General features: G+C 74.0%; 21 protein-coding genes. 8 read left to right on the top strand and 13 right to left on the bottom strand.

Features of this window, described 5'->3' with window-relative positions; all coding sequences use genetic code 11:
- The first annotated feature begins 138 nt into the window (after positions 1-138).
- Complete coding sequence (locus FRAAL_RS12650; protein WP_041939244.1) at positions 139-1,692, top strand: cryptochrome/photolyase family protein; 1,554 nt, start codon at positions 139-141, stop codon at positions 1,690-1,692.
- Between the two features lie 37 nt (positions 1,693-1,729).
- Here FRAAL_RS12650 and FRAAL_RS12645 read toward each other — a convergent pair whose 3' ends face one another.
- Positions 1,730-2,371, bottom strand: a complete 642-nt coding sequence (locus tag FRAAL_RS12645; protein WP_011604043.1) for a TetR/AcrR family transcriptional regulator — start codon at positions 2,369-2,371, stop codon at positions 1,730-1,732.
- 189 nt (positions 2,372-2,560) lie between these two features.
- Here FRAAL_RS12645 and FRAAL_RS12640 point away from each other — a divergent pair, with 189 nt between their 5' ends.
- The 6 genes from FRAAL_RS12640 to FRAAL_RS12615 all read left to right on the top strand — a co-directional run bounded on the left by FRAAL_RS12640 (position 2,561) and on the right by FRAAL_RS12615 (position 8,041).
- Complete coding sequence (locus tag FRAAL_RS12640) at positions 2,561-4,012, top strand: aldehyde dehydrogenase family protein (protein WP_011604042.1); 1,452 nt, start codon at positions 2,561-2,563, stop codon at positions 4,010-4,012.
- A 123-nt stretch (positions 4,013-4,135) separates the two neighbouring features.
- Complete coding sequence (locus tag FRAAL_RS12635) at positions 4,136-4,954, top strand: mycofactocin-coupled SDR family oxidoreductase (RefSeq protein WP_011604041.1); 819 nt, start codon at positions 4,136-4,138, stop codon at positions 4,952-4,954.
- 29 nt (positions 4,955-4,983) lie between these two features.
- Positions 4,984-6,192 (top strand): cytochrome P450, encoded by a 1,209-nt coding sequence (locus FRAAL_RS12630; RefSeq protein WP_011604040.1) that lies wholly within the window; start codon positions 4,984-4,986, stop codon positions 6,190-6,192.
- Between the two features lie 20 nt (positions 6,193-6,212).
- On the top strand, positions 6,213-6,407 hold the full coding sequence (locus tag FRAAL_RS12625) for a ferredoxin (RefSeq protein ID WP_041939243.1): 195 nt from the start codon (positions 6,213-6,215) through the stop codon (positions 6,405-6,407).
- A 9-nt stretch (positions 6,408-6,416) separates the two neighbouring features.
- Complete coding sequence (locus FRAAL_RS12620) at positions 6,417-6,938, top strand: cupin domain-containing protein (protein ID WP_011604038.1); 522 nt, start codon at positions 6,417-6,419, stop codon at positions 6,936-6,938.
- 38 nt (positions 6,939-6,976) lie between these two features.
- Entirely contained in the window at positions 6,977-8,041 is a 1,065-nt protein-coding gene (locus tag FRAAL_RS12615) for a phosphotransferase family protein (protein ID WP_041939242.1), read from the top strand.
- Positions 8,042-8,081: 40 nt separating this feature from the next.
- Here FRAAL_RS12615 and FRAAL_RS12610 read toward each other — a convergent pair whose 3' ends face one another.
- Positions 8,082-8,906, bottom strand: coding sequence for an SDR family NAD(P)-dependent oxidoreductase (locus FRAAL_RS12610; protein ID WP_011604036.1), 825 nt, complete (start codon positions 8,904-8,906; stop codon positions 8,082-8,084).
- Positions 8,907-9,275: 369 nt separating this feature from the next.
- Here FRAAL_RS12610 and FRAAL_RS12605 point away from each other — a divergent pair, with 369 nt between their 5' ends.
- Positions 9,276-9,503, top strand: coding sequence for a hypothetical protein (locus FRAAL_RS12605; protein ID WP_041939241.1), 228 nt, complete (start codon positions 9,276-9,278; stop codon positions 9,501-9,503).
- 43 nt (positions 9,504-9,546) lie between these two features.
- Here FRAAL_RS12605 and FRAAL_RS12600 read toward each other — a convergent pair whose 3' ends face one another.
- From FRAAL_RS12600 to FRAAL_RS35805, 11 genes are all read right to left on the bottom strand, one after another.
- Positions 9,547-11,109, bottom strand: coding sequence for a cobyric acid synthase (locus FRAAL_RS12600; RefSeq protein ID WP_041940475.1), 1,563 nt, complete (start codon positions 11,107-11,109; stop codon positions 9,547-9,549).
- Positions 11,106-12,227, bottom strand: a complete 1,122-nt coding sequence (locus FRAAL_RS12595) for a cobalamin biosynthesis protein (RefSeq protein WP_011604032.1) — start codon at positions 12,225-12,227, stop codon at positions 11,106-11,108. Before FRAAL_RS12595 ends, FRAAL_RS12600 begins: the two co-directional genes overlap by 4 nt.
- A 124-nt stretch (positions 12,228-12,351) precedes the next feature.
- The gene (locus FRAAL_RS12590) at positions 12,352-15,387 is read right to left on the bottom strand and encodes a DEAD/DEAH box helicase (RefSeq protein WP_011604031.1); all 3,036 of its coding nucleotides are present in this window, start codon (positions 15,385-15,387) and stop codon (positions 12,352-12,354) included.
- Positions 15,388-15,489: 102 nt separating this feature from the next.
- A complete protein-coding gene (gene tatC, locus FRAAL_RS12585; RefSeq protein ID WP_011604030.1) occupies positions 15,490-16,494 on the bottom strand; it encodes a twin-arginine translocase subunit TatC in 1,005 nt (334 codons plus the stop codon).
- Positions 16,495-16,668: 174 nt separating this feature from the next.
- On the bottom strand, positions 16,669-16,941 hold the full coding sequence (gene tatA / locus FRAAL_RS12580) for a Sec-independent protein translocase subunit TatA (protein ID WP_011604029.1): 273 nt from the start codon (positions 16,939-16,941) through the stop codon (positions 16,669-16,671).
- Positions 16,942-17,375: 434 nt separating this feature from the next.
- Entirely contained in the window at positions 17,376-17,591 is a 216-nt protein-coding gene (locus tag FRAAL_RS12575; RefSeq protein WP_041940474.1) for a hypothetical protein, read from the bottom strand.
- A 10-nt stretch (positions 17,592-17,601) separates the two neighbouring features.
- Positions 17,602-18,594 (bottom strand): helix-turn-helix transcriptional regulator, encoded by a 993-nt coding sequence (locus FRAAL_RS12570; RefSeq protein WP_011604027.1) that lies wholly within the window; start codon positions 18,592-18,594, stop codon positions 17,602-17,604.
- Between the two features lie 3 nt (positions 18,595-18,597).
- Entirely contained in the window at positions 18,598-19,770 is a 1,173-nt protein-coding gene (locus tag FRAAL_RS12565) for a helix-turn-helix transcriptional regulator (protein ID WP_041939240.1), read from the bottom strand.
- A gap of 92 nt (positions 19,771-19,862) precedes the next feature.
- Positions 19,863-20,492: an FKBP-type peptidyl-prolyl cis-trans isomerase gene (locus FRAAL_RS12560; protein ID WP_011604025.1), complete on the bottom strand. Its 630-nt coding sequence runs from the start codon at positions 20,490-20,492 to the stop codon at positions 19,863-19,865.
- A gap of 91 nt (positions 20,493-20,583) precedes the next feature.
- Complete coding sequence (gene pafA / locus FRAAL_RS12555; protein ID WP_041939239.1) at positions 20,584-21,942, bottom strand: Pup--protein ligase; 1,359 nt, start codon at positions 21,940-21,942, stop codon at positions 20,584-20,586.
- A 57-nt stretch (positions 21,943-21,999) separates the two neighbouring features.
- On the bottom strand, positions 22,000-23,982 hold the full coding sequence (locus FRAAL_RS35805) for an ABC transporter permease (RefSeq protein WP_193790327.1): 1,983 nt from the start codon (positions 23,980-23,982) through the stop codon (positions 22,000-22,002).
- Positions 23,983-24,298 lie beyond the last annotated feature (316 nt).

Below are 24,298 nucleotides of genomic sequence, written 5' to 3'. Positions count from 1 at the left end.
GTTGATTATCTGGTGAGGCGGTGGATGGCACGCCGCGGCTGCTGGGGGACCTGGCCGACCTCGTGGCAGGGCGAGGCGGAGTGTGCGCGGGCGGCGCACGATCGAGTTGGCCGGTCGCGGCGGGTGTGTCACCGTCGGATGATGCGCCGCTGGCTGTTCGCCGACCAGCTCGGGCCGCACTTCCTCGACGATCCCGACCAGCCGGTCCTGCTCGTCGAGTCGACCCGGGTGCTGGCCCGGCGGCGCTTCCACCGGCAGAAGGCGCAGCTGCTGCTCTCGGCCCTGCGCCACCGGGCGCGCGAGCTCGGCGACCGCTGCGACCACCGGATCGGCGCGACCTACGGCGAGGCCGTCGCCGACTACGGCGAGCCCCTGGAGGTGCCCGACCCGACCTCCTGGGCGGCGCGGCGGTTCGTCACCGACCTGCCCGGGGTGACGGTCGTGCCGACGGCCTACACCGCCACGAGCCGGGACGACTTCTCCACCTGGGCCCACGGCGGCACCGACCAGGGCCACAGCGACGGCCACGGCGACGGCCGGTGGGACGGTCACGGCGACGGTGCTCGTGGCGGGACGGGCGGTCGTCGACGGCTGCTCATGGAGGACTTCTACCGCTGGCAGCGACGCCGGTTCGGCGTGCTCATGGACGGCGACTCCCCCGCCGGCGGCCGGTGGAACTTCGACCACGACAACCGCCACCCCCCGCCCCGGCGCGCCCACCTCGACCTGCCCGAGCCGTGGTCGCCGTCGGAGACCGAGGTCGACGCCGAGGTCCGGGAGCATCTCGACCGGCTCGAACGCGACGGCCACGCGCAGTTCCGCGGCGTCGACGGCCCGCGCCGGTTCGCCGCGACCCGGGCGGAGGCGGGCCAGGCGCTGGACTGGTTCGTCCGCCATCGCCTCGCCGACTTCGGCCCCTACGAGGACGCGATGCTCGCCGGCGACTGGGCGATGGCGCACTCCACCCTCTCGCCGGCGCTCAACCTGGGCCTGCTGCACCCGCTGGAGGTCGTCGCCGCGGCCGAGCAGGCGTACCGGCGCGGCGAGGCGCCGATCGCCAGCGTCGAGGGGTTCGTCCGCCAGGTCCTCGGCTGGCGCGAGTACGTCTGGGGGATCTACTGGTGGGCCGGCGAGGACTACGCCGACCGCAACGCCCTCGGCGCGCGGACCCCGCTGCCACGCTGGTTCGACGACCTCGACGCGGACGCGGTCGGCGCCGCCTGCCTGTCCGACGTGCTCGCCGGGGTCCGCGAGCGCGGCTGGGTCCACCACATCCCCCGGCTGATGGTGCTGGGCAACTGGGCGCTGCAACGCGGCTACGACCCGCGGGCGCTCACCGACTTCTTCCACGAGAGCTTCGTCGACGGCTACGCCTGGGTGATGGCGCCCAACGTCGTGGGGATGAGCCAGTACGCCGACGGCGGCCTGATGGCGACGAAGCCGTACGCCGCCGGCGGCGCCTACATCCACCGGATGAGCGACTACTGCGGCGGCTGCCGCTACCACCCGTCCCATCGCCTCGGCGAGGACGCCTGCCCCTTCACCGCCGGCTACTGGGCCTTCCTCGACCGCAACGCCGGCGCGCTGGCCGCCAACCCCCGCCTGCGCCGCCCGCTCGCGGGCCTCGCCCGCCTCGCCGACCGGGCCGCGGTCACCGCCGCCGAACACCGCCGCGGCGCGGGCCCGCCCTGACCGCGGGCGGCCCGGACCGCGGGGGCCGGCGGGGGCGTCACCGGGCCGGGTCCGGCGGGGGTCGGACGTGCTCCAGCAGCAGCGGCAGGAGCAGGTCGACCAGCTCGACACAGGCCGCGACGATGGTCGCCTCGCTGGTCGCGTCCGTCTCGAGACCGTGCGCCAGCGCCTTCATGGTGATCGCGCCGTAGAGGCACTCGACGACGCGGGCCTGGGTGCCCGGGTTGACGGGTTCCCCGCGCTCGGCGGCCCGGGCGAGTACCAGGCCCGCGGCCCGGCGATGGCGATCGGCCACCCCGGTGGTGACCTCGCGGGTGGAACCGCTGGCCACGGCCTCGACCGTCAGGCGCAGCGTCGCGAACCCGACGGGGTCGAGCAGGAAGCGCAACATGTTCACGCTCAGGGCGACCAGGTCGCCGCGCAGTGATCCGGTGTCGACGTCCTCGATCGCGCGGGACCGCGCCAGGACGCTGTCGACGAGGAGCGTGTCGCGGTCGGGCCAGCGCAGGTAGACGGTGGACTTGCCGACCCCGGCGCGCCGGGCGACGCCGTCGATGGTGAAGCCGCTCGCGCCGCGTTCGAGGTACTCGTCGATGGCGGCGTCGAGGATGCGCCGCTCGGCGTCGGCCCGGCGAGGCCGGCCGGGGGACCGCCGCGCGGCTGTCACGCCGTCACCCATGGATCTCCCCCCGCCGTGTCCGCGCGCCGATCCTCACCGTAGCGGCGAGCCGCGGGCCCCGCGGAGCCGATCTCCGCGCACCGTTTACGGACGACTTTGTCCGATACCTTGACACGTGAGCACCGCCACAGTTCACTGAGGTCACTTAGTCACCTCCGTCGTATGAGCGGGAACGTCCCGAGGAGCGCCATGTCAGGCATCGACCGCACCCCGCCGAAGGTCCACCTCCGCGTCAACGGTGAGAGGCGTGCGTCCGGCTCGGGCGGCACCTACGGTCACGTCAACCCGGCGACCGGCGAGGTCGACGCGCAGATCCCGCTCGCGGACAAGGACGAGATCGACCTCGCCGTCACCGCGGCGCACGAGGCGTTCCAGAGCTGGAAGCGGACCCCGCCCGCCCAGCGCCGCGCCCTGCTCGTCCGGCTCGCGGACCTCATCGAGGCCCACGCGGACGAGTTCGCCCGGCTCGGGGCGCTGGACAACGGCACACCGCTCACCGTCGGGGCGGCCTTCCCGGTGCTCTCGGCGGAGTGGACCCGCTACTACGCCGGCTGGGCCGACAAGATCCAGGGTGAGCTGACCGGCAACCCCGTCCAGGACGGCGAGCTCGGTTACACCCTCGCCCAGCCGTACGGCGTCGTCGGGATCATCATCACCTGGAACGGGCCGCTCATCTCGCTGGCCATGAAGATCCCGGCCGCGGTCGCGGCCGGCAACACCGTGGTGGTCAAGCCCTCCGAGCTCACCCCGTTCAGCGGGGAGCTCTTCATGGACCTCGTCGAGCAGGCCGGGTTCCCGCCCGGCGTCGTCAACGTCCTGCCCGGCACCGCCGAGGCGGGCGCGCAACTCGTCTCCCACCCGCTGGTCAGGAAGGTCACCTTCACCGGTGGCCCGGCCACGGCGACCAGGATTCTCGAGGCGTGCGCGCCCAGCATGAAGCCCGCCGTCCTCGAACTCGGCGGCAAGTCCGCCAACATCGTCTTCGCCGACGCCGACCTCGACGTGGCCTGCCAGATCGGGACGACGTTCTCCCTGATCGCGCTCTCCGGCCAGGGCTGTGCCTTCGCGACCCGGATGATCGTCCACGAGGACGTGTACGACGAGGTCGTCGCGCGGGTGACGCTGATCGCGCAGAACATCCCGGTCGGTGACCCGTTCGATCCCGCCGTCGCCTCCGGTCCGGTCGTCAACCAGGCGGCCGTCGAGCGGATTCTCGGGATGATCGAGCGGGCCGCCGAGCAGGGCGCGACCCTGCTGGCCGGCGGGAGCCGGATCGACCGGGCCGGCTACTTCATCCAGCCGACCGTCTTCGCCGACGTCGACCCGGACTCCGAGCTCGCCCAGACCGAGGTCTTCGGCCCGGTGCTGACGATCTTCAAGTTCCGTACCGAGGAAGAAGCGGTCGCGCTGGCCAACGGCACCCGGTACGCGCTGTCCTCCTACGTCCAGACCCGGGATCTGCAGCGGGCGCTGCGGGTCGCCGCCGAACTCGACGCCGGCGAGACGCTCGTCAACGGCGCGACCAATCTGAAGGTCGGCCGGCCGTTCGGCGGGTTCGGGCTCTCCGGCGTCGGCAAGGAGGGCGGCCGGCAGGGCATCGAGGAGTTCCTGCGCATCCGCAGCGTCGGCATCACCGTCTGACACCGGCCTCACCTCGGCCGGCCATCCCTCGGCCCGGTTCCCCGTCGGCCCCGACTTCACCTCGGCCCCGACTTCACCTCGGCCCCGGCCTTTTCTTCCGCACGCGAGACAGGACAGGAACACATGACCGGAAAGCTCGAAGGGCGCGTGGCCTTCATCACCGGCGCCGCCCGCGGCCAGGGCCGCGCGCACGCCGTGCGCCTCGCCCGGGAGGGCGTCGACATCATCGGTGTCGACATCTGTGCGGACATCCCGTCGATGAACTACCCGTGCGGCACCTGGGCCGAGCTGGCGGAGACCGCAGACCTGGTCGAGAAGGAGGGCCGCCGGGCGATCATCGGCAGGGCCGACGTCCGTGACCAGACCGCGCTTCGGGCCGTCTTCGACGAGGGGTACGCCGCGTTCGGTCGGGTCGACATCATCCTGGCCAATGCCGGCATCCTGCGGGTCGGCGACAGCGTCGACCCGACACGCGAGTGGCAGGACACCATCGACATCCTGCTCACCGGCACGTTCAACACCGTCCAGGTGGCCCTGCCGCGCCTGCGGGAGGGTGGGCGTGGCGGCTCGATCGTCATCACCTCCTCGAGCGCGGGGCTGAAGGGCACCGCGAGCGAGGAGCCGAGTGCCCAGGCCTACACGGCGGCCAAGCGGGGGCTCGTCGGCTACATGCAGGTGCTGGCCAACCAGTACGCCGCCGAGATGATCAGGGTCAACACCATCCACCCGACCGGGGTCGTGTCGGGCATGACGATGAACGCCGCGATGCAGGCGGCGATGGCGAAGGCGGACACCAACATCTCCGCGATGCAGAACGCCCTGCCGATCCCCATTCTTCAGCCCGAGGACATCGCAGGCGCCGTGGCGTACCTGGTCTCCGACGAGGCGAGGTTCATCACCGGGACCCAGTGGGCCCTCGACGCCGGCTTCACAGTCCGCTGACGGCCCGGGACGACTGAGGAGAATCCGCGATGACAACGCCCACCACCGAGATCACCGACCACCGCATCGTCGGAGTCGGCACGGTCGGCGACGCAGGCGACCGTTTCGACGCGCTGCGTTCCTTACACCGCATCGTCAGGGTGACCGAACCCGACCGCTCCTACTGGATGGTGCTGGACCACGATCTCGCGCGTGAGTGCCTGCAGAATCCGGCGGTCTTCTCCAGCGAGGTCATCACCCCGCTCAGCCCGGACCCGCCGCTGTCGATGATTCCCATCCAGCTCGACCCGCCGGAGCACACGCAGTGGCGGCGGCTGCTGGCGCAGTACTTCTCTCCGCGCACGATGGGGCTGCTGCGGCCGCGCCTGGAGGAACGCACCACCGAGCTCGTGGCCGCGATCCGCGCCAGGGGAGAATGCGACTACGTCGAGGACTTCGCGCTGGAGCTGCCGACGGTGGTCTTCCTCGAGCTGATGGGGCTGCCGATCGACGAGTTGCCGACCTTCCTGGAGTGGGAGAAGCAGGCGCTCGCCCCGACCGACAGCGGTGACTTCGACAAGGACCGGCAGATCGGCGGGATCTTCTCGGTCGTCGGGTACTTCCAGGCCGAGATCGCCCGTCGCCGGGACAGCGGCGAGCGGGGGGACGGCCTGCTCGGCGCGATGCTCGACTGGGAGCTCGACGGTGCGCCGGCCCCCGACGACGCGCTGGTCAACTGCTCCCTGCTGCTCTTCCTGGCGGGCCTGGACACCGTGGCGATGAGCCTGTCCTTCGCGATGCACCACCTCGCGACGCACGACGCCGACCGCCGGCACGTCGCGGGGCTGGCCGCCGCCGGCGAGCCGCTCGACGGCGTCGTCGAGGAGCTGCTCCGCTTCTACGCCGTGCCCGAGGTCGGCCGGAAGGTGAAGCAGGACATCGAGATCGGCGGGCAGCAGCTGCGAGCCGGTGATCTCGTGCTCTTCCCGCTGGTCGCCGCGAACCGGGACGAGGCGCTCGTCGCCGGCGCGGGCACCGTCGACCTCGTCTCCCGGCCGCCCGCCCCGCACCTGGCGTTCGGCGCTGGCCCCCACCGATGCCTGGGGTCCCACCTCGCCCGGATCGAGATGAACGTCGCGCTCGCCGGCTGGCACCGCGTCATCCCGGCCTACGCCCTGGGCGAGGGCACCGCGCCCCAGGCGTACTGGGGCAACGTCCACGGCATCTTCTCCCTGCCCCTGGCGGAGTTCGGGTCCTGACCCGGCGGAAAGGACGACCGATGAGGATCGTGGTCGACACCGGGCTCTGCTCGGGCCACGCCCGCTGCAACGCCACCGCCGAGGACCTCTTTCCCCTCGACGATCTGGGCTACCTCGCCGTCACCGACCCGGAGATTCCGCCAGGCCAGGAGAGGCGTGCGCGCGACGCCGTCGCCGCCTGCCCCGAGCGCGCGCTGAGCCTCGTCGACGAGTAAGTATGTGATGTGGCTCTACGACGCGTGGTGACGGGCGCGGGCCCGGACGGTGCCGGGATCTTCGTCCAGGACGGGCCGGCACCCCATGTGATCACCAACGACAGCCGGCCGGGCCTCGAGGTGAGCTACCTGTGGTCCACCGAGGAGCCGCCCTCGGTGCCCGGCAGCGGCGCGGAGAGCACCCGGCTCGACCAGGAGCCCGTCCCGCCTGCGGGGGGAACCCGCCTCATCTCCGTGACGTATCCGCCCGGGTTCGGGCTTCGCGAGCCCGCCGCGAGGCCGCCCGCGGACGTCGACGACGCGGCTGCCGCCCCGTTCGACGACAGCCTGCTTCACACGACGGAGACGGTCGACTACGGCGTGGTGCTGCGGGGTGAGATCTGCATCGTGCTGGCCGGCGGCGCGGAACGCGCGCTTGCAGCCGGGGACGTGCTGGTCCACAACGGCGCCGCGCACGGCTGGCGCAACCGCCGCGACGAACCCGCGGTCGTGCTGTACGTGATCGTGGGAGGTCGAGCCGTCGGGCACTGATGAGAACGTCACCGTCGCAGGTGTGGAACGCTGCATCTGTGGCGGATGCGAACAATCTGATCGATGTGGCGGCGCTCACCGGCTGGTTGGACGAGCACGTCCCGAGTCTGGGCGACGGGCCCCTGACGACGGCCCTGGTCTCCGGCGGGTCGACCAACCTGATCCTGAGCCTGGACCGGGGCGGCCGGAAGGCGATCTTCCGCAGCCCGCCCCTGGCGGGCAGCCCGCAGGGCGCGCGCACGATCCAGCGCGAGGCCACCGTCCTGCGCGCGCTGACCGGGACGGACGTGCCGAGCCCGGAGTTCCTCGGCTTCTGCGCGGACGAGTCGCTGCTCGGGGTCAGCTTCTACGTCATGGAGCTGGTCGACGGCTGGGCGGCGACCATCACCGCCGAGAACGAGACGATCTGGCCGGCGGGTTTCGACGGCGGCCCCGACCAGCACTACATCTGCTGGGCGATGACCGACGGGCTGGTCGCGCTGGCCAACCTCGACTACACCGCGGTCGGGCTGGGCGGGTTCGGCCGGCCCGACGGGTTCCTCGAGCGCCAGCCGGACCGCTGGCTGGGCCAGGTCGACGGCTACCAGCGGCGCTACCCGAAGTACGAGCGGCGTGACCTGCCCGGGCTGACGTACGTGGCGGACTGGCTGCGGGACAACGTCCCCGCGGGGTCGCGTCCCGCGCTCATCCACGCCGACTACGCGCCGAACAACGCGCTGTTCCACCACCGCCCGCCGGCCCGCCTCGCCGCGATCATCGACTGGGAGACCGCAACCATCGGCGATCCCCTGCTCGACCTCGCCGCCTTCGCGAACAACCTCGTCACCGAGGCGGAGGACGACGGCGCCATGCGGTACTTCGCGCCCGGGCGCTTCCCGCACCGCGACGACGTCATCGCCTACTACGGCGAGCGGACCGGCCGCGACGTCTCGACGATCGGCTACTACTCGGTGCTCGCCAAGTGGCGCGCGGCCTGCATGATCGAGTACAAGGTCGCCGAGGCGATCCAGGGGCTGTCACCGAAGGCCAAGGGCGACCGCTTCGACGCCATCGTCCGCCGCCTGCTGCTCGACTCCGAGGCCCTGGCCCGCTCCCTGACCTGACCGCCAACCCTCCGTCCGAACACCGATGGCTACTTTGCTCTCAGCGCCGGGCGGAGGCGGCGAGGAGCTCGTCGGTGCCCTGGCGCAGGCGGTGGCGGGCGGCGGGGTCGTAGGCCTGGGCGAGGGCGCGGGCCTCGCGCAGGCCGGCGAAGTAGCGGCCGGTGCCCGTGGCGGCGGCGGGGCCGTCGATCAGGTTCAGGGTGGCGTCGCCGCCCTCGGCGACGGTGCTGCTCACCGGGGATCCGGCCTGGCGGACCATCGTGGTGTCCATGAACGTCGCGGGGTGCAGGGCGTCGACGGTGACGCCGGTGCCGGCCAGCTCCTCGGCGAGGTCGAACGTGCCCATGATCTGCGCCAGCTTGCTGCGGCGGTAGGCGCGGACGCCGTCGTAGTCGCGGGTGGTGAGCAGGTCGGCGAAGTCGAGCGGCTCCTGCCCGGCGGAGGCGACGTTGACGATCCTCGCCGGGGCCGACCGGGTCAGCGGCGCCAGCAGCAGCCGGGTGAGCCGGTGGCCGGCCAGGTAGTTGACGGCGAAGCGCAGCTCGATGCCGTCGGCGCTGGTCTCGCGGGGGGCGCCCGGCGTGCCGAACCCGACCCCGGCGTTGTTCACCAACACGTCGAGGCGGTCGGTGTGCCGCTCGACGTCGGCGGCGAGGCGGGCGACGTCGCCCAGGTCGGCCAGGTCGGCGAGCAGCACCGTCGGCTCGGGGCCGCCGGCGGCCTCGATGCGGGCGCGCACCCGCTCGGCGCGCTCGGCGTCCCGGCCGTGGACGAGCACCCGCCAGCCCGCCGCGCCCAACCGCTCGGCGAGATGGGCGCCCAGGCCGTCGGTCGCACCGGTGATGAGAATCGTTCGCCCGTCCATCGCGTGGTCTCCAGTCAATCGATCTCGGATCTCGGTTGGTTGCGGATCTCGGTTGTTCCCGGGAACCCTGCCACTGTCTTCTGCGGGGAACCCCCCGGCCGCCGCCGGTCTTCCGCGGAGGCGGCGAGACCGATCGGGCGAGCACACGGGTAGGAACGTTCGGTGCGGGAATAGGCACCGATGGTGATTGCCCTGTGCCGCCGAACCGGGGCGTGTGAGGGCTCGATCATCGGTCCGGCCGTGTGCGAGCCGGCGCGTGGGTTCACGGCGTGCGACGGGCCACAGGTTCACGACAGCGCAGGAGATTCGACAGCGCAGGAGATCCGACAGCGCAGAAAATTCGACAGCGCAGGAGAGAGGTCGATCCAGATGACGACCACCGTGGAGCACGGGAGCATCACCGGGACCAAGGACGCTCAGTACGACCTGTTGTGGTTCACCGAAATCTGCCTGAGCAACGCGCTGCGGCTGGAGACCTACGCCGCCGACGCCGAACGCGACGGCGACCGGGAGCTGCACGACCTGTTCCGCCGGGCGCAGACCGAGAGTCGCAAGGGCGCCGAGCAGGGCAAGCAGCTCCTACGCAACCGGCTCTGACCGCCGACCGCCCTGACTGCTGGGAGTCTGACGACCGGCGGCGTCACGGCGCGCCGGGCGGGACGAAGGGCAGGCCGGGTGGGGCTCCCTCGTCGAGCAGGCGGCGCAGGGCGGCGGTGTCGAGATGCTCGGCGACCAGGTCGCCGAGGACGTCGAGGCGGCGTCGGCGCACGTCGGCGAAGCGGGTGCGGGCGGGGACGAACGCCCGCCCGGCCGCGCGGGCGACCTCGGTGAGGTAGGCGCGGCGGAACTCGTCGTTCTCCAGCAGCCCGTGCCAGCTCGTGCCGGCGACCGCGCCGACCCGGACCCCGTCGGCGGCGAACGGCTCCGCGGCGGGATGGTCGGCGATGGCCAGCCGGCCGTGGCGGATCTCGTAGCCGGTCACCGGCCGGCCGGCGGCGTCGGTCGCCGCGCGGCGACCGAGCAGCTTCGACGCCTCGAAGGTGGTCGTCACCGGCAGCAGGCCGAGGCCGGCGACCTCGCCCGCACCCGACTCGACGTCGTCGTGGATGCGCCGGCCCAGCATCTGGTAGCCGCCGCAGATCCCCAGCACCGGCCGGCCGGCGGCGACGCGGGCGGCGACGGCGTCGGCGAGGCCGCGGCGGCGCAGCCAGCGCAGGTCCTCGACCGTCGAGCGGGTGCCGGGCAGCACCACCAGGTCGGCGTCGGCCAACTCGTCCGGCCCGGTGACCAGCCGCACCACGACGCCGGGCTCGGCGCGCAGCGCGTCCAGGTCGGTCACGTTCGACAACCGGGGCAGCCGGACCACCGCCACCCGCAGGCTCTCCCGCCGCACCCCGTCCCCCGCCGACGCGCCCTCCCCCGCCGACGCGTCCTCCCCTGCCAGTCCGGAGTCGGTGTCCGGCTCGGCGTCGGGGTAGGAGGTCAGGTCGAGGGAGTCCTCGACGTCGAGCCAGAGGCCGGAGCGGAACGGGACGACGCCGTGCACGGGCCGGCCGGTCAGCGCCTCGATCTGGCGCAGTCCGGGTTCGAGCAGCCGGGCGTCGCCGCGGAACCTGTTGATCACCCAGCCGGCGACGAGGGCCTGGTCGGCCCGGTCGAGCAGCGCCAGGGTGCCGAACAGGGCGGCGAACACCCCGCCCTTGTCGATGTCACCGACCACGATCACCGGCAGGTTCGCCGCGCGGGCCAGTCCCATGTTAGCGATGTCGGTGGACCGCAGGTTGATCTCCGCCGGCGACCCGGCGCCCTCGCAGATCACCGCGTCGAACCGGCCCCGCAGGTCGTCGAGGCACTCCAGGACGATCTTCGCGAGCCGTTCCTTGTGGGGGCGGTAGCCCAGCGCGTCGACCTCCGCGACGGGGCGGCCCAGCACGATGAGCTGGCTGTGGCGGTCGCCGCCCGGCTTGAGCAGCACCGGGTTCATCGCCGCCTCCGGCTCCACCCCGGCCGCCGCGGCCTGCATCGCCTGCGCCCGGCCGATCTCCGCGCCGTCCGCGGTGACGGTGGAGTTCAGCGCCATGTTCTGCGCCTTGAACGGCGCGACGCGCACGCCCTCGCGGGCCAGCCACCGGCAGATGCCCGCGGTCAGCACGCTCTTGCCGGCATCCGACGCCGTCCCGGCGACCAGCAGTCCCCCGCTCACCGGCGCGACCCCCCCTGCCTGAGGGCCGGGCACGTCCCGCCCACCCCACGTGGGCAGCACGCCCGACGCAGGCCCCGCAGGCCAGCGGCCAGCAGCGCGCCCGCCGTGCCGCCGGCCAGTGCCGTCACCGCGAGGCACAGCGCGCTGACGGCCCCGGACAGCCGCGCGGCGGCGAGGACGTCGGCGCCCCGCGGCGGGCGGCCGAACCCCAGCTCGGGCCGGTGTTCGACGCGGTACGGATAGCGCAGCTCCCCGCCGAGGCGCAGGCCCAGCGCCCCGGCGAACGCGGCCTCGGCCATCCCCGCGTTGGGGCTGGGATGGGATCGGCCGTCGCGGCGCATCACCCAGAACGCGTCGGCGACGCTGCCCCCGACGACCGGCGCGCACGCGCAGGTCGCGAGCGCGCACAGCCGGGCCGGCAGCAGGTTCACCAGGTCGTCGAGGCGGGCCGCCGCCCAGCCGAACCGTTCGTAGCGGTCGCTGTGATGGCCGATCATCGCGTCGAGGGTGTTCACCGCCCGGTAGCCGGCCAGCCCCGGCAGGCCGGCGAACGCACCCCACCACAGCGGTGCGACCACTGCGTCGCAGGTGTTCTCGGCGATCGACTCGATCGCGCCGCGGGCGACCCCGGCCTCGTCGAGCCGCGACGGGTCCCGCCCGCACAGCGTCGGCAGCCGCGCCCGGGCGGCGGCCAGGTCGCCGGCGCGCAGCTCCGCGCCGAGGCGCCTGCCCTGCCGGCGCAGCGACGCCCCACCGAGCACCACCCAGGTCAGCGCCGCGGTCATCACGACCGGCGCCCACGGCGCGACAGAATCGGCCAGCGCGATCGGCGCTACCGGCGAAACTGGGGCGGCCGGCGCGACTGGGGCGGCCGGCGCGATCGGGGCGCTGCCACGGGTCCGCGCGCCGGCGCGCTCGGCGGCGGCGGCGGGCACGACGACCGCGGCCAGCAGCAGCGTGGTGTACAGGGCCCCGGCGGCGCGGTCGTCCCGGTAGAGCAGCCGTTCCAGCCGGCCGGCGGCCCGGCCGAAGCCGGCGACCGGGTGCCGCCGCGCCGGATCGGCGAGCAGCGCGTCGAGGGCCGCCCCGAGCATCAGCCCGCCGGCCCGCGCCGCCACGCGCCGACGCCCACCACCGCCGAGACGCCCACCACCACCCGCAGGTCCGGCAACGCCCGCACGCCCCCGACCACCGGACGAGGCCGCCGAGCGCCGATTCGCCACCCGGCCCCCCGGCGCGGGCTCAGACACTGCTGGCGTAGGCGACGACGCCGCGGCGCAGCGCGTCCATCGCGGAGCGGGCGGTGCGGCGCACCCGGGAGTCGTCGGGGGCGACCTTGGCGATCTGGTCAAGCAGGTCGAGCAGCTGGCGCATCCAGCGGACGAAGTCGCCGGCGGTCAGCTCCAGCCCGCTGTCGGTGAGGACCCGTTCCAGCGGTCGGCCCACGGCCCAGTCGTGCGCGGCGGGGACGAACCCGAGCTCGGGCGGGCGCAGAAAGCTCAGCCGGTGGCCCTGCTCGGTCGCGGCGAGCCGGAACGCCAGGCGGCTCATCTCGTCCAGGCAGTCGCGCAGCGCCGCGCCGCCGGGCAGCGCCGGGACGCCCACGTCGTCGCCGCGCGGCTCGAAGACCAGGCTGGACACGGCGGCGGCGAGCGCCGGCGCGGTCAGGTCCTCCCAGATGCCGGCACGCAGGCACTCGGCGACGAGCAGGTCCTGGTCGGAGTAGATGCGCGCCAGCACCCGGCCGGCGTCGGTGACCGTGTCGCCGTCGAGGTAGCCGAGTTCCGCCAGCGCCGCGCGAACCCGGTCGAACGTCTTCGCGACCGTGTTCGTGCGGCCCTCGACCTTCCGGGAGATCGCCGCGGTCTCCTTCGCGAGCCGGTTGACCTGCTCGGCGGAGCGCAGATGCTCCTCGCGGCGCGGGCAGTCGTGCACCGGGTGGGCGCGCAGGGCGCGGCGCAGCCGGGCGAGCTCGGCGTCGTCCGCGGCCGCGGAGCGCGCCTTGGCCCGCCGGCCGGGCGGACCGTCGGGGTCGACGTCCGCGGCCCGCAGCGAGGAGGCCAGGTCCCGACGGGACTGCGGCGAGCGCGGGTTGAACGACCGCGGCACCCGGACCCGTCCGAGCGGCTCCACCGCGACCGGGAAGTCGACCAGCGACAGCCGCCGCACCTGCTTGTCCGCGGTCAGCACGACGGGACGGGGCCCCTCGGCGCCGACCGCGCCCGCGTCGGCGTCGAGGACGACGGCGAGCCCGCTGCGCCGCCCGGCGGGTACCCGCACGATGTCGCCGGTGCGCAGCCGGCCCAGCGCCGCCGCCGATTCGGCGCGCCGGCGCGCCGTGCCCTCCCGGGACAGCGCCGCCTCCCGCTCGCGGATGTCGCGGCGGATCCGGTCGTACTCGGCGGCGTCCCCGCGGTCGCAGCTCAGCTGCGCGCGCATCTCGTCGATAGCCTCGGTGTTGCGCGCCACCACCCGCGCCAGACCCACCACGTCCCGGTCGGCCTGGAACTGCGCGAACGACGATTCGAGCACGGTGCGGGCCCGGTCGGCGCCGAGCCTGCCGACGAGGTTGACCGCCATGTTGTAGGAGGGGCGGAACGACGAGCGCAGCGGATAGGTGCGGGTGGACGCGAGCCCGGCCAGGGCCAGCGGGTCCAGCCCCGGCTGCCACAGCACGACGGCATGACCCTCGACGTCGATGCCACGGCGGCCGGCGCGGCCGGTGAGCTGCGTGTACTCGCCGGGGGTGATGTCCACGCGGCTCTCGCCGTTGAACTTCGTCAGCCGTTCCAGGACGACGGTGCGCGCCGGCATGTTGATGCCGAGCGCCAGGGTCTCGGTGGCGAACACGACCCGGGCGAGCCCCTGGACGAACAGCTCCTCGACGATCTCCTTGAACGTGGGCAGCATCCCGGCGTGGTGGGAGGCGATGCCCCGTTCCAGGCCCTCCAGCCACGCCCAGTAGCCGAGGACGCCGAGGTCGGCGTCGGGGATCCCGGTGGTGCGCTCGCGGACGATCGTCCGGATGCGCTGCTGCTCGGCCGGGCCGACCAGGCGCAGCCCCGCCCGCACGCAGGAGGTGACCGCGTCGTCGCAGCCGGCCCGGCTGAACACGAACACGATCGCGGGCAGCAGGCCGTCGCGGTCGAGGCGTTCGACCACCTCCGGCCGGCCCGGCACCCACATCCGCCGCCGCGGGGCGCCGGGCCCGCCGCGGCCCCGGCCGTAGCCGCCGGGCATCGCCCGGTTCTCCTCCCGGGCGAGCCGGACCAGGTCCGGGTTGACCACCCGGCCACCCACCTTGGCCGTCGCGCCGCGAGCCGCGCCGTCCCCGCGAGCCGCGCCGTTGCCGCCGGCGCGGGCCGCGGGCACCGCCGGCGTCGAGGTCCTGGCGGCGTCGTCGGCACGACCCCGCCCGTCGCGGCGCCGGGCGCGCTCCCCGCCGCGGCCCCGGTCACCGGACCGCCCGCCCGCCCCGGGCGGGACCGTCCGGGCGGACCCGGTGGCAGGCGGGACCGCCCGGGCGGATCCCGAGGTGGGCGGGGCACCCCAGCCGGGCCGGGCGAGTTCCTCCCCCGACACCGCCCGCGCGACTGCCGCCCCGGCGGACGGCGCCGGGGCGCCGGAACCGTCCTCGAGGAACAGGTCGTGCAGGGTGCGGTCGGCGAGGACGTGCTGCCACAGCGGCACCGGCCGGTGATCGCTGACGATGACGCGGGTGTGCCCGCGGACGGTGACGAGCCACTCGCCGAACTCCTCGGCGTTGCTCACCGTCGCCGACAGCGACACCAGCCGGACGTGCGCCGGCAGGTGGATGATGACCTCCTCCCACACGGCGCCCCGCTGACGGTCGGCGAGATAGTGCACCTCGTCCATGACCACGTAGGCGAGGGTGTCGAGGCCGCCGCCGCCGACCGGGCCGGCGTAGAGCATGTTGCGCAGCACCTCGGTCGTCATGACGACGACCGGCGCGGAGCCGTTGCGGGAGGTGTCACCGGTCAGCAGGCCGACCCTGTCCGCGCCGTAGCGGGCGACGAGGTCGGTGTACTTCTGGTTGGACAACGCCTTGATCGGCGTCGTGTAGAAGCAGCGCGTTCCCGTGCTCAGGGCGAGGTGGGCGGCGAACTCGCCGACGACCGTCTTGCCCGCTCCCGTGGGCGCCGCGACCAGAACCCCTTCGCCTGCCGCCAGCGCCGAGAGCGCCTCGAGCTGGAACGGGTCGAACCCGAAGGGGAGGCTGGCGGCGAACTCCACGAGAGCCTCAGGCGTGGAGGACACAGTGCCACCCTACGGGACGCGGCGCCCCTGCACCGACCGCCCTCGCACCGACCGTCGCGGAGCCGGACCCGTCAGCCGATGTCGAGGTCAGGTGAGTCGGGGTCAGGTGATGTCGAGGTGCGACGGATCGACACCGGGGGCCGTGGCGGCGGTTCCGGCGCCGACCGGCGATGCCGGCGTCGACTCGGTCGGCCGGGCGGCGCCGGCCGCGCGGAGCGGGGCGTCGTCGTAGTCCAGCGGCGAGGTCTCGTCGTCGCCGAGGTCGGCGTAGGGCGAGTCGTCGCCGCGGCGGGCCTTGCGCCGGTCGTTGATCCAGCCGACGATCAGCGCGACCTCGTAGAGGAGCACCATCGGCAGGCCCAGCGCCAGCATGGTGAACGGGTCCTGGCTGGGCGTGACGACGGCGGCGAAGACGAACACGAGGAAGATCTCGGCGCGTCGCCAGGACCGCAGCCGGGCGGTGGTGACGACCCCGGCCAGGTTCAGCATGGTGACGAGCAGCGGAACCTCGAACGACAACCCGAAGATCAGCAGCATCGCCTGCACATAGCTGAGGTACTTGTTGCCGTCGAGGACGCTGACCAGGCCGTTGCCGCCGAACCCGAGCAGCAGGCTCAGCCCCGTGGACAGGGTCAGGTAGGCGAAGACGGCGCCGGTGGCGAACAGGATCAGCGAGATCCCGACGAACGTGAGCGACCAGCGCCGCTCGTGCCGGTGCAGGCCGGGGGTGATGAACGACCAGAGCTGGTAGAGCCACACCGGGGAGGACACCACCGCCGCGGCGATCATCGAAATCTTCAGCCGGATGGTGAAAGCGTCGAGGATGCCGAAGAAGTACAGGGTGCAGTTGGTCGACGCGGCGCCGTCGGGGCTGAAACGCTTGCTGGCCGGCAGGTCGCAGTAGGGCGCCTTGAGCCAGTTGAAGATGTGCGGTTCGAAGATGAAGCACACGACCGCGGCGACCGCGAACCCCAGGAGCGCGACCGCGATCCGGTTCCGCAGCTCACGAAGGTGCTCCGTCAGGGGCATCCGGCTGTCCTCGACCGTGCGGGTCCGCCGCTGGTGCACCGAGGCGAAGAGCCTGCGCGGCGTGGGGATCCCTGGCACGTCGGCGTCTCCTGGTCAAGGGGGCAGAATCGGGAGGGGGCAGGATCGAGGGGGGCAGAGTCGAGAGGGATCAGGGGCAGGCGGGTCGACGGGGCACCTCGACGGCGCGAAGAACCCCCGACGGTGACCTGTACCCATCGGCCGGGCCCTGCTGTGCCCGGCCGGGACGTGCGGTCAGTGGCGATCCGCCACCGGAGCGGAGCCGTTCACGGACGCGCCGGGCTGGGCCGCCTGAGCAGGGCTCACAGCCGGGGCCTCGATCGGCAACGGGGCCGGCTGGGCGGCCGGGGCCGGGTGCTCGTCGTCGCGCAGGCCCTTGGTCTCGGCCTTGAAGATGCGCAGCGAGCGGCCGAAGGAACGCGCCGCGTCGGGGAGCTTCTTCGATCCGAACAGCACCAGCACGACGAGGGCGATGATGATGATCTCGGTGGTGCCCAGGTTAGGCATGCTCTGCGTCCTCCGATGAGCGGTACCGGCCCCGGTCCCACGACCGGTGCGATCGATGCTACGTCCGCCAGCCTAGGAGGAGATAGAAGGCAGACGGGTATCTCGGAGATGACGGCTGCGCAACGAAGCGAGTCTGCCGGACAAATTGTAGCCGTTCCAGAACCCTTCGCACGCGAAGTTCTGCGCCACGACCGCCGAAATCTCCCACAGTCATCAGGACGCGACGTCAGGTCGACCTGGCCGTGACTCGGCGTCACGAGTGGGAATCCCGCGATCGCTCCTCATGGATCACGGCGGGACCACACTCGAGCTGCCTGGCCGCGCAGCGCATCCGGCCCGGTCGGGCTGACCCGCGGGCCCGGCTGATCGGCGAGCCCGGCTGATCAGCAGGCCGGGCCGATCGGAAGGCCGGGCCGATCGGAAGGCCGGGCCGATCAGGAGGTGCGTTCGGCGAGCCGGGCCGTGACCTCGGCATGGTTCAGCCGGGCGGAGAGCTCCGCGGTGTCTGCGGCAAGGCCGGACACCCGGGTCGACAGCTCGCCGAGTGCCCGGCGCACGCCGCGCACCTTCTGCCACACCCGCCAGGCGCACAGGCCGAGCAGGCCGAGCCCGCCGAGGATGAGCACGAGGTAGACGAGCGCCCAGAACATGCCGATCACCCTACCGGTCGCCGCCGGCGCCGGCGGCGGGGGCGTCGAGCCCGTAGGCGGCCAGCGCCCGGCGCGCCAGGGCGTGCACCTGGGCGGCGAGCACCGGCGGCTCGACGACCCGCACGTCGGCGCCGAGGCCGAGCACAAGGCGGTGCAGCCAGGAGGTCTCCCGCGCGTGGAGGGTGACCTCCAGGCGGCCGTCGGGCAGCTCCCGCACCCCGGTGACGGGGTAGTAGTCGGCGACCCAGCGGGCCGGCGAGGCGAGTTCGAGGACGACCCGGACGTCGGCCGGGCCGGGCCGGTAGATCCCCTCGCTGGTGTCGCGGGACACCGCGCCCGGCGGCGGTGCGGCCGGGACGTCGAGCACCTCGACCCCGCCCGGCCCGTCGATGCGGTCCAGCCGGAACAGTCGCACCGCCTCCGCCCGGTGGCACCAGCCCTCCAGGTACCAGTGACCCTCCCGGACCAGCACCCGCATCGGGTCGACGTCACGCTCGGTCAGCTCGTCGCGGGACCACACGAGGTAGCGCAGGTGCACCCGGCGGCGTTGCCGCACCGCCCGCTGCACCGCGGCGAGCACGTCGGCGTGGGTGTCGAGGCTCACCCGCACCTGGCCGGCGACGCTGCCCGCCGCGCCGACCGCCTTCTCCAGTTTCTCCAGCGCCCGGTCGAGAGCCTCCCGGCCGGCGAGCCCCGGCACGTCGGCGAGCGCGCGGGCGGCGACGACCAACGCCGTGGCCTCGTCCACCGACAGGCGCAGCGGCCGGTCGAGGGTCTGCGGATCGGCGACGGTGATTCGGTCCCCGGAGTAGCTCAGATCGATGAGGTCGCCCGGCGCCCCGCCGGGCAGTCCGCAGACGAACAGCAGATCCAGGTCGTCGCGTAGCTGGCGCGGCGTGATGCCGAAGGCCTCCGCGGCGGCCGGCAGCGGGACGCCGGGATGCGCCCGCAGCCAGGGGACGAGGGCGAGCAGCCGGCTCAACCGGTCGGTCGCGGCGCTCATCGCTCATCGCCCGCCGGGAACCGCGGCGGCCGCCTGCGCGCCGGCGGTGCCCGCGGCCGCTGCCCGCAGGCGGGCGACCACGGCGGCGCGCAGCTCCGGCGGCCCCAGCACGAGCACGTCCGGCCCCGACCCGACGATCCAGCGGGCGAACCGCTCGGTGTCGGCGAACTCCCGCTCCACCAGGTCCATGTCCGCCGGCACGACCGGCCGCCGCCCCGCCTCGACCGGCCGACCTCCCACCTCGGCCGGCAGGCCGGTGAGCAGGCCCGGCGGCGGTTCGGTCGGGGGGCAGGCGGGATGGACGGGGCGAGCGCCGCGGCGCAGCGCGTGGCCGGTGCCGCGACGCACGGCGAGCGTCGCGGTGCGCACCCGGTCCGGCGGGGCCTCGGTGGAGACCATGGCGTAGAGGTCGACGTCCGGCGGGACGCGCACGGCCCCGCCGGGTCCGACCGGCCGCACGGGCCCCGCGAACCGGGACAGCCGGAACACCCGCGGGGCGCCGCGGACGACGTCGTGGCCCGCCAGGTACCAGCGGCCCCGCCAGGACAGCACGCCCCACGGCTCGACGTGCCGCTCGGCCGCGCCGATCTCGCCGACCTTGCGGTAGGGGAAGCGGATCGCCCGGCCGGCCTGCACCGCGGCGAGGCACGGCTCGAACGCCGGATCCCGCGCGTCGACCCGCGGCTCGAAGCCGTCCAGAGTGTCGAGACCGTTCAGAGGGGCGAAGCCGTCGGAGCCGTCAGGACCGCCCCCGTCAGCACCGCCCCTGTCAGCACCGCCGCCGACCGCGGCCCTGCCGGCGGCCAGTTTGCGCAGTGCGCTCGCCGCCGGCCCGGCCAGCGCCGTCGTCGACCACAGCGACCCGGCCAGCGCCAGCGCGGCGGCCTCGTCCGGTGCCAGCGCGATGTCGGGCAGGGCGTAGTCGCCGCGGCGGATCCGGTAGCCGACCTCGTCGCTGAACGCCGAGTCCGCCCCGGTCTCCAGCGGGATGCCGATCTCACGCAGGTAGGCCTTGTCCCGCTCGAACATCCGCCGGAAGGCCTCCTGCTCCTCCTCGGTGACGCCGGGCTCGTAGCCCTCCACCAGCTCACCGAGCTGGGACACGGTGAGGAAGCGCGATGTCGCCATCAGGCACATCGTCAGGTTCAGCAGGCGCTCCACCCGTCGCCGGGACACCTGACACACGCTAGCCGGCCGGCGGCGCCGGGCCGGCACCGCCCCCACCCGCGACCCGACTCCGCTGCCCTTCCCGCCGGCCACGCAGGCGGCTAGGGCTGGACGGTCGCCCCGCCTGCGCCGGCACCTGCGCCGCCCTGGACGGCGAGCAGGTCGACCACGAAGACCAGAGTGTCGTCGGCGAGGATGGTCGGCGGCTGGCCGCCCGCCGGCCCGTAGCCGAGGTCGGGCGGGATGACGATCTGCCGGCGGCCGCCGACGCGCATGCCGTCGATGCCGCGCCCGAAGCCGGGGATGGTGCTGTCTAGCGGGAAGGTGGCCGCCTGCCCGGTGCCCCAGGTGGTGTCGAACTCCTGGCCGTTGCGCCACAGCACGCCGGAGTACTGGACGACCACGGTGCTGGTGGCCGAGGCGCGCGCCCCGTGGCCGGTCACGAGGTCGTCGGTGACCAGCGTCGTCGGCGCGGTTCCCGACCCCGCCGCGGACAGCGGCTTGCGGGTCAGGTCGGTGGCATTCTGCACCACGGGCAGGCGGGAGCCGGCGGTCACGGTCTGCGCCGGCGCGGCGCTGGTGCCGTCGGGAGCGTCCGAGGCGGCGCAGCCCGCGAGAACCGGGACGACCAGCACGGCGGGCAGCACCACGCCGGCGAGCAGGCGCCGACGGTGGGCGACCCGCGCGAGCGGGGTGGTCGCGCGCGGGGCGGTGGCGCGCTGGACGGCCATGCGCTGGACGGCCATGCGCTGGATCGCCATGCGCGGGGCGGTCAGGGCGGCGCGGGCGCGCCGCGAAGCGGACATCACAGGGGTCGGGTCCTCACATGCTGGCGATGAGCTTGTCCACCCGGTCGTCGACGGAGCGGAACGGGTCCTTGCACAGGACCGTACGCTGCGCCTGATCGTTGAGCTTGAGGTGGACCCAGTCGACCGTGAAGTCGCGCCGCTTCTCCTGGGCCCGCTTGATGAACTCGCCGCGCAGCCGGGCGCGGGTGGTCTGCGGCGGGCGCGACTTGGCCTCGAACACGTCGAGGTCGCGGGTCACCCGCTCGACGAGGCCCGCCCGCTCCATCCGGTAGTACAGCCCGCGATCGCGGTGGATGTCGTGGTACTTCAGGTCGAGCTCGGCGACCCGCGGCGAAGCCAGCGACAGGCCGTGCTTGTGCCGGAACCGCTCGATGAGCACGTACTTCGTCACCCAGTCGATCTCCCGGGCGACGAGTTCGAGGTCGTCGGTCTCGATCGCGAGCAGCGTACGGCCCCACAGGTCGAGCACCCGCTTGGCGACCTCGTCGCCGCCGCGGCGCTCGACGAACTCGACGGCCTTCGAGTAGTACTCCCGCTGGATGTCCAGCGCGCTGACCTCGCGACCGTTCGCCAGCTTGATCTTGCGCTGGCAGGTCATGTCGTGGCTGACCTCGCGGATCGCCCGGATCGGGTTCTCCAGCGTCATGTCGCGCAGCATGACGCCGGCCTCGATCATGCGCAGCACCAGGTCGGTGGAGCCGAGCTTGAGCAGCATCGTCGTCTCGCTCATGTTCGAGTCGCCGACGATCACGTGCAGGCGGCGGAAGCGCTCGGCGTCCGCATGCGGCTCGTCCCGGGTGTTGATGATCGGGCGGGACCGGGTGGTCGCCGACGACACCGACTCCCAGATGTGCTCGGCGCGCTGGGAGATGCAGTAGACCGCGCCGCGCGGGGTCTGCAGCACCTTGCCGGCCCCGCAGAGGATCTGCCGGCTGACCAGGAAGGGCACCAGCACGTCGGCGAGCTTGGAGAACTCGCCGTGCCGGCCGACGAGATAGTTCTCGTGGCAGCCGTAGCTGTTGCCGGCGGAGTCGGTGTTGTTCTTGAACAGATGGATGTCTCCGGCGATGCCCTCCTCCCGCAGGCGCCGTTCGGCCTCGACGAGCAGGCCCTCCAGGATCCGCTCGCCGGCCTTGTCGTGGGTGACGAGGTCGGGGACGGAGTCGCATTCCGGGGTGGCGTACTCCGGATGGCTCCCGACGTCGAGGTAGAGGCGGGCGCCGTTCTTGAGGAACACGTTGCTGCTGCGTCCCCATGACACGACACGACGGAACAGGTACCGCGCCACCTCGTCCGGGGACAGCCGCCGCTGCCCCCGGAACACGCAGGTGACGCCGTACTCGTTCTCCAGTCCGAAGATGCGGCGATCCACGTCTGTGACCCTATGCTCGGATGCCACCCTGGCGTGGCCAGACGCTCGGGCTCGAGGTCAGCGGGATTCCGACCCGCCCGCCGTCGCACCCCCCGCGGGGGCTCCCCCACGCCCTGGTGGCGGGTCACCCGGACGGGTCGGGGGCACCAGCCGGACGCCTCCTCCCGACGGCTCGATCGGCACGGTGCGCTCCAGCGGCGAACGCCACGTCGGCAGGGGAGTCGCCACCGCGGCCGGTGGCCCACCGGGCGCGCTTCCCGCGCGCGCCGCCGGCGCCTGATCCACCGCCGCCCCGCCACCGGGCCCCACCGAAGCACCGGGCAGCACCGAACCACCCGGCAGTGCCGACCCACCGGTAGGCACAGGGCCACCGGGAGGCACTGGGCCACCGGGAGGCACAGGGCCACCGGCCGCTTCCTGGGGTGCCCACACCTCGTCCGCCGCGGTCGCGCCGGCTCGTGCGGGCACCGCCGCCGCCCCCGGGCTTGGCACGCCCGAGCCCGCCGCGCCCGAACCGGAACCCGCCGTGGCCGTAACGCCTGCGCCTGCGCCTGCGCCTGCGCCTGCCGGAATCGTGGCCCCGCCCGCCAGCGGCGCACCCGTCGCGGTTGCACCGGCCGGGGCGATGCCGGCCGGCTGTCGGTGCGGCTCCTGGTCCGACCGGGGGGTACCCCGGGTACCCGGGTACAGCGACGAGGCGGCGCCGCGCTCCCCCACGAAGGCCAGCCAGAGGCCGACCACCAGCCAGACGGCCAGCACGACCACCGGCCGGCCGCCGGCCGCGCCCTCGAAGTAGCTGGTGGAGCGCAGCAGGGTCGCCCCCGCTCCGGGCGGCCCGAACTGGCCGATGTCCCCCCACGGACGGGGCAGCATCTCGGGCGCGGACTGTACGGCCGACAGCGCGGCGCCCGCGACCGTCACCAGGACGGCGCCCACCAGGCCCGGCGTCCCCGCCACCGCGCCGACCCCCACGATCGGCCCGGCGACCGCCAGGGCCAGCAGGGTCAGCACCGCCATCGTCGTCAGGAAGGAACCCGGCAGGACGTCCAGCGCGCCCTGCAGCGCCACCGTCCCGGCGAACCCGCAGAGCACCGCGAGTACCGCGATGCCGGCCAGCCGGACCGCGCGGGAGCGGACGAGCCGGGTCAGCAGCACCCCCGCGGCGGCGATGACGAGCACGAGCGGCAGGTACCCGGCGGCCAGTCCTCCGCCGGCCAGGTCCCTGGGCGCGTTCGCGACCACGTCGACGACCGGGATCTCCAGACCGGGCATGAACACCCGGATGCCCCGGGTGATCGCCTCGGTCACCGCGGGACTGGCCGCGGAGGCGACCCGCAGCGTCAGCCCGTCGTTGCCGATGACGATCGCAGCGTAGGCGTCGCGATCGCGTAGAGCCTGGTCGGCCGCGGCGACGGTCGGCACGGTGTGCACGGTGAGCGCGCCGGGCTCGACCCGGCTGATCTGGTCGGCGAGCGCGGTCGCCGCGGGCGCCGGACCCACGGTGAGGATCGGCAGGTCCCGTGGCCGCAGGCTGGTCACCGACGTCCCGTAGAGCCAGACGAGGATCCCCATCAGCACGGCCATCCCGACCGTGATGGCACCGGCCCGCCGCACCGCGCGCAGGCCGAGCGGGTCACGCCCGGGGCGCTGCTCCGCCGGGGCGGCCGGCCTCCAGCGTCCCGCCCGCGCCAGGCCGGGCGCCCCTGCCGTGGCAGGCAGACCTCCCGAACCGGGAACACCCGACGAACCAGGAACACCCGACGAACCAGGAACACCCGACGAGCCGGGGACACCCGACGAGCCACGGACACGGACCGAGCCGGCGCCATCGCCAGCGGCCAGGGGGGCGCCCGGCGAGGTGTCACCGGCAGGGTCGCTGCCGTCCGGAGTCGGGACCACGCCGCCGTCGGCCGCATGGCGGTGGCCGTACGCCGGTCGGTGGTCCGGCGAGCCGATGTCGCCCCGCCCGTGTTCGTGCGGCGGGTAACCGGGATGGGCGTGCCAGCCGACCGCGGAGCCGCTCCCGGCCGGAGCACGCATGCCGCCCGGATCCCGCTGGTCGACGGCACCACGAAGGCCGCCCGAAGGGTCAGGGCCGCCCGAACTCTCACGGCCGCCCGAACCATCGGCGCCGTCGGCACCCCGAAGGCCGTCCGACTCACGAAGGCCGTCCCGCTCGCGAAGGTCGTCTCGCTCACGAAGGCCGTCCCGCTCACGAAGGCCGTCCCGCTCACGGTGGGCGGCCGGCTCGCGGTGGGCGGCCGGCTCGGCGCTCGGTCCGGCGGCGCCGTCCGCCTGCGGGCCGGGTTGGTGACGTTGCCCGGGCAGGGGACCTCGGTCACCCTCCCGGTGCCGG

The organism is Frankia alni ACN14a, assembly GCF_000058485.1.
Classification (GTDB): Bacteria; Actinomycetota; Actinomycetes; order Frankiales; family Frankiaceae; genus Frankia; species Frankia alni.
Note: the sequence above shows the minus strand (reverse complement) of the source record. Positions and strands in the feature narration are given on the sequence as shown.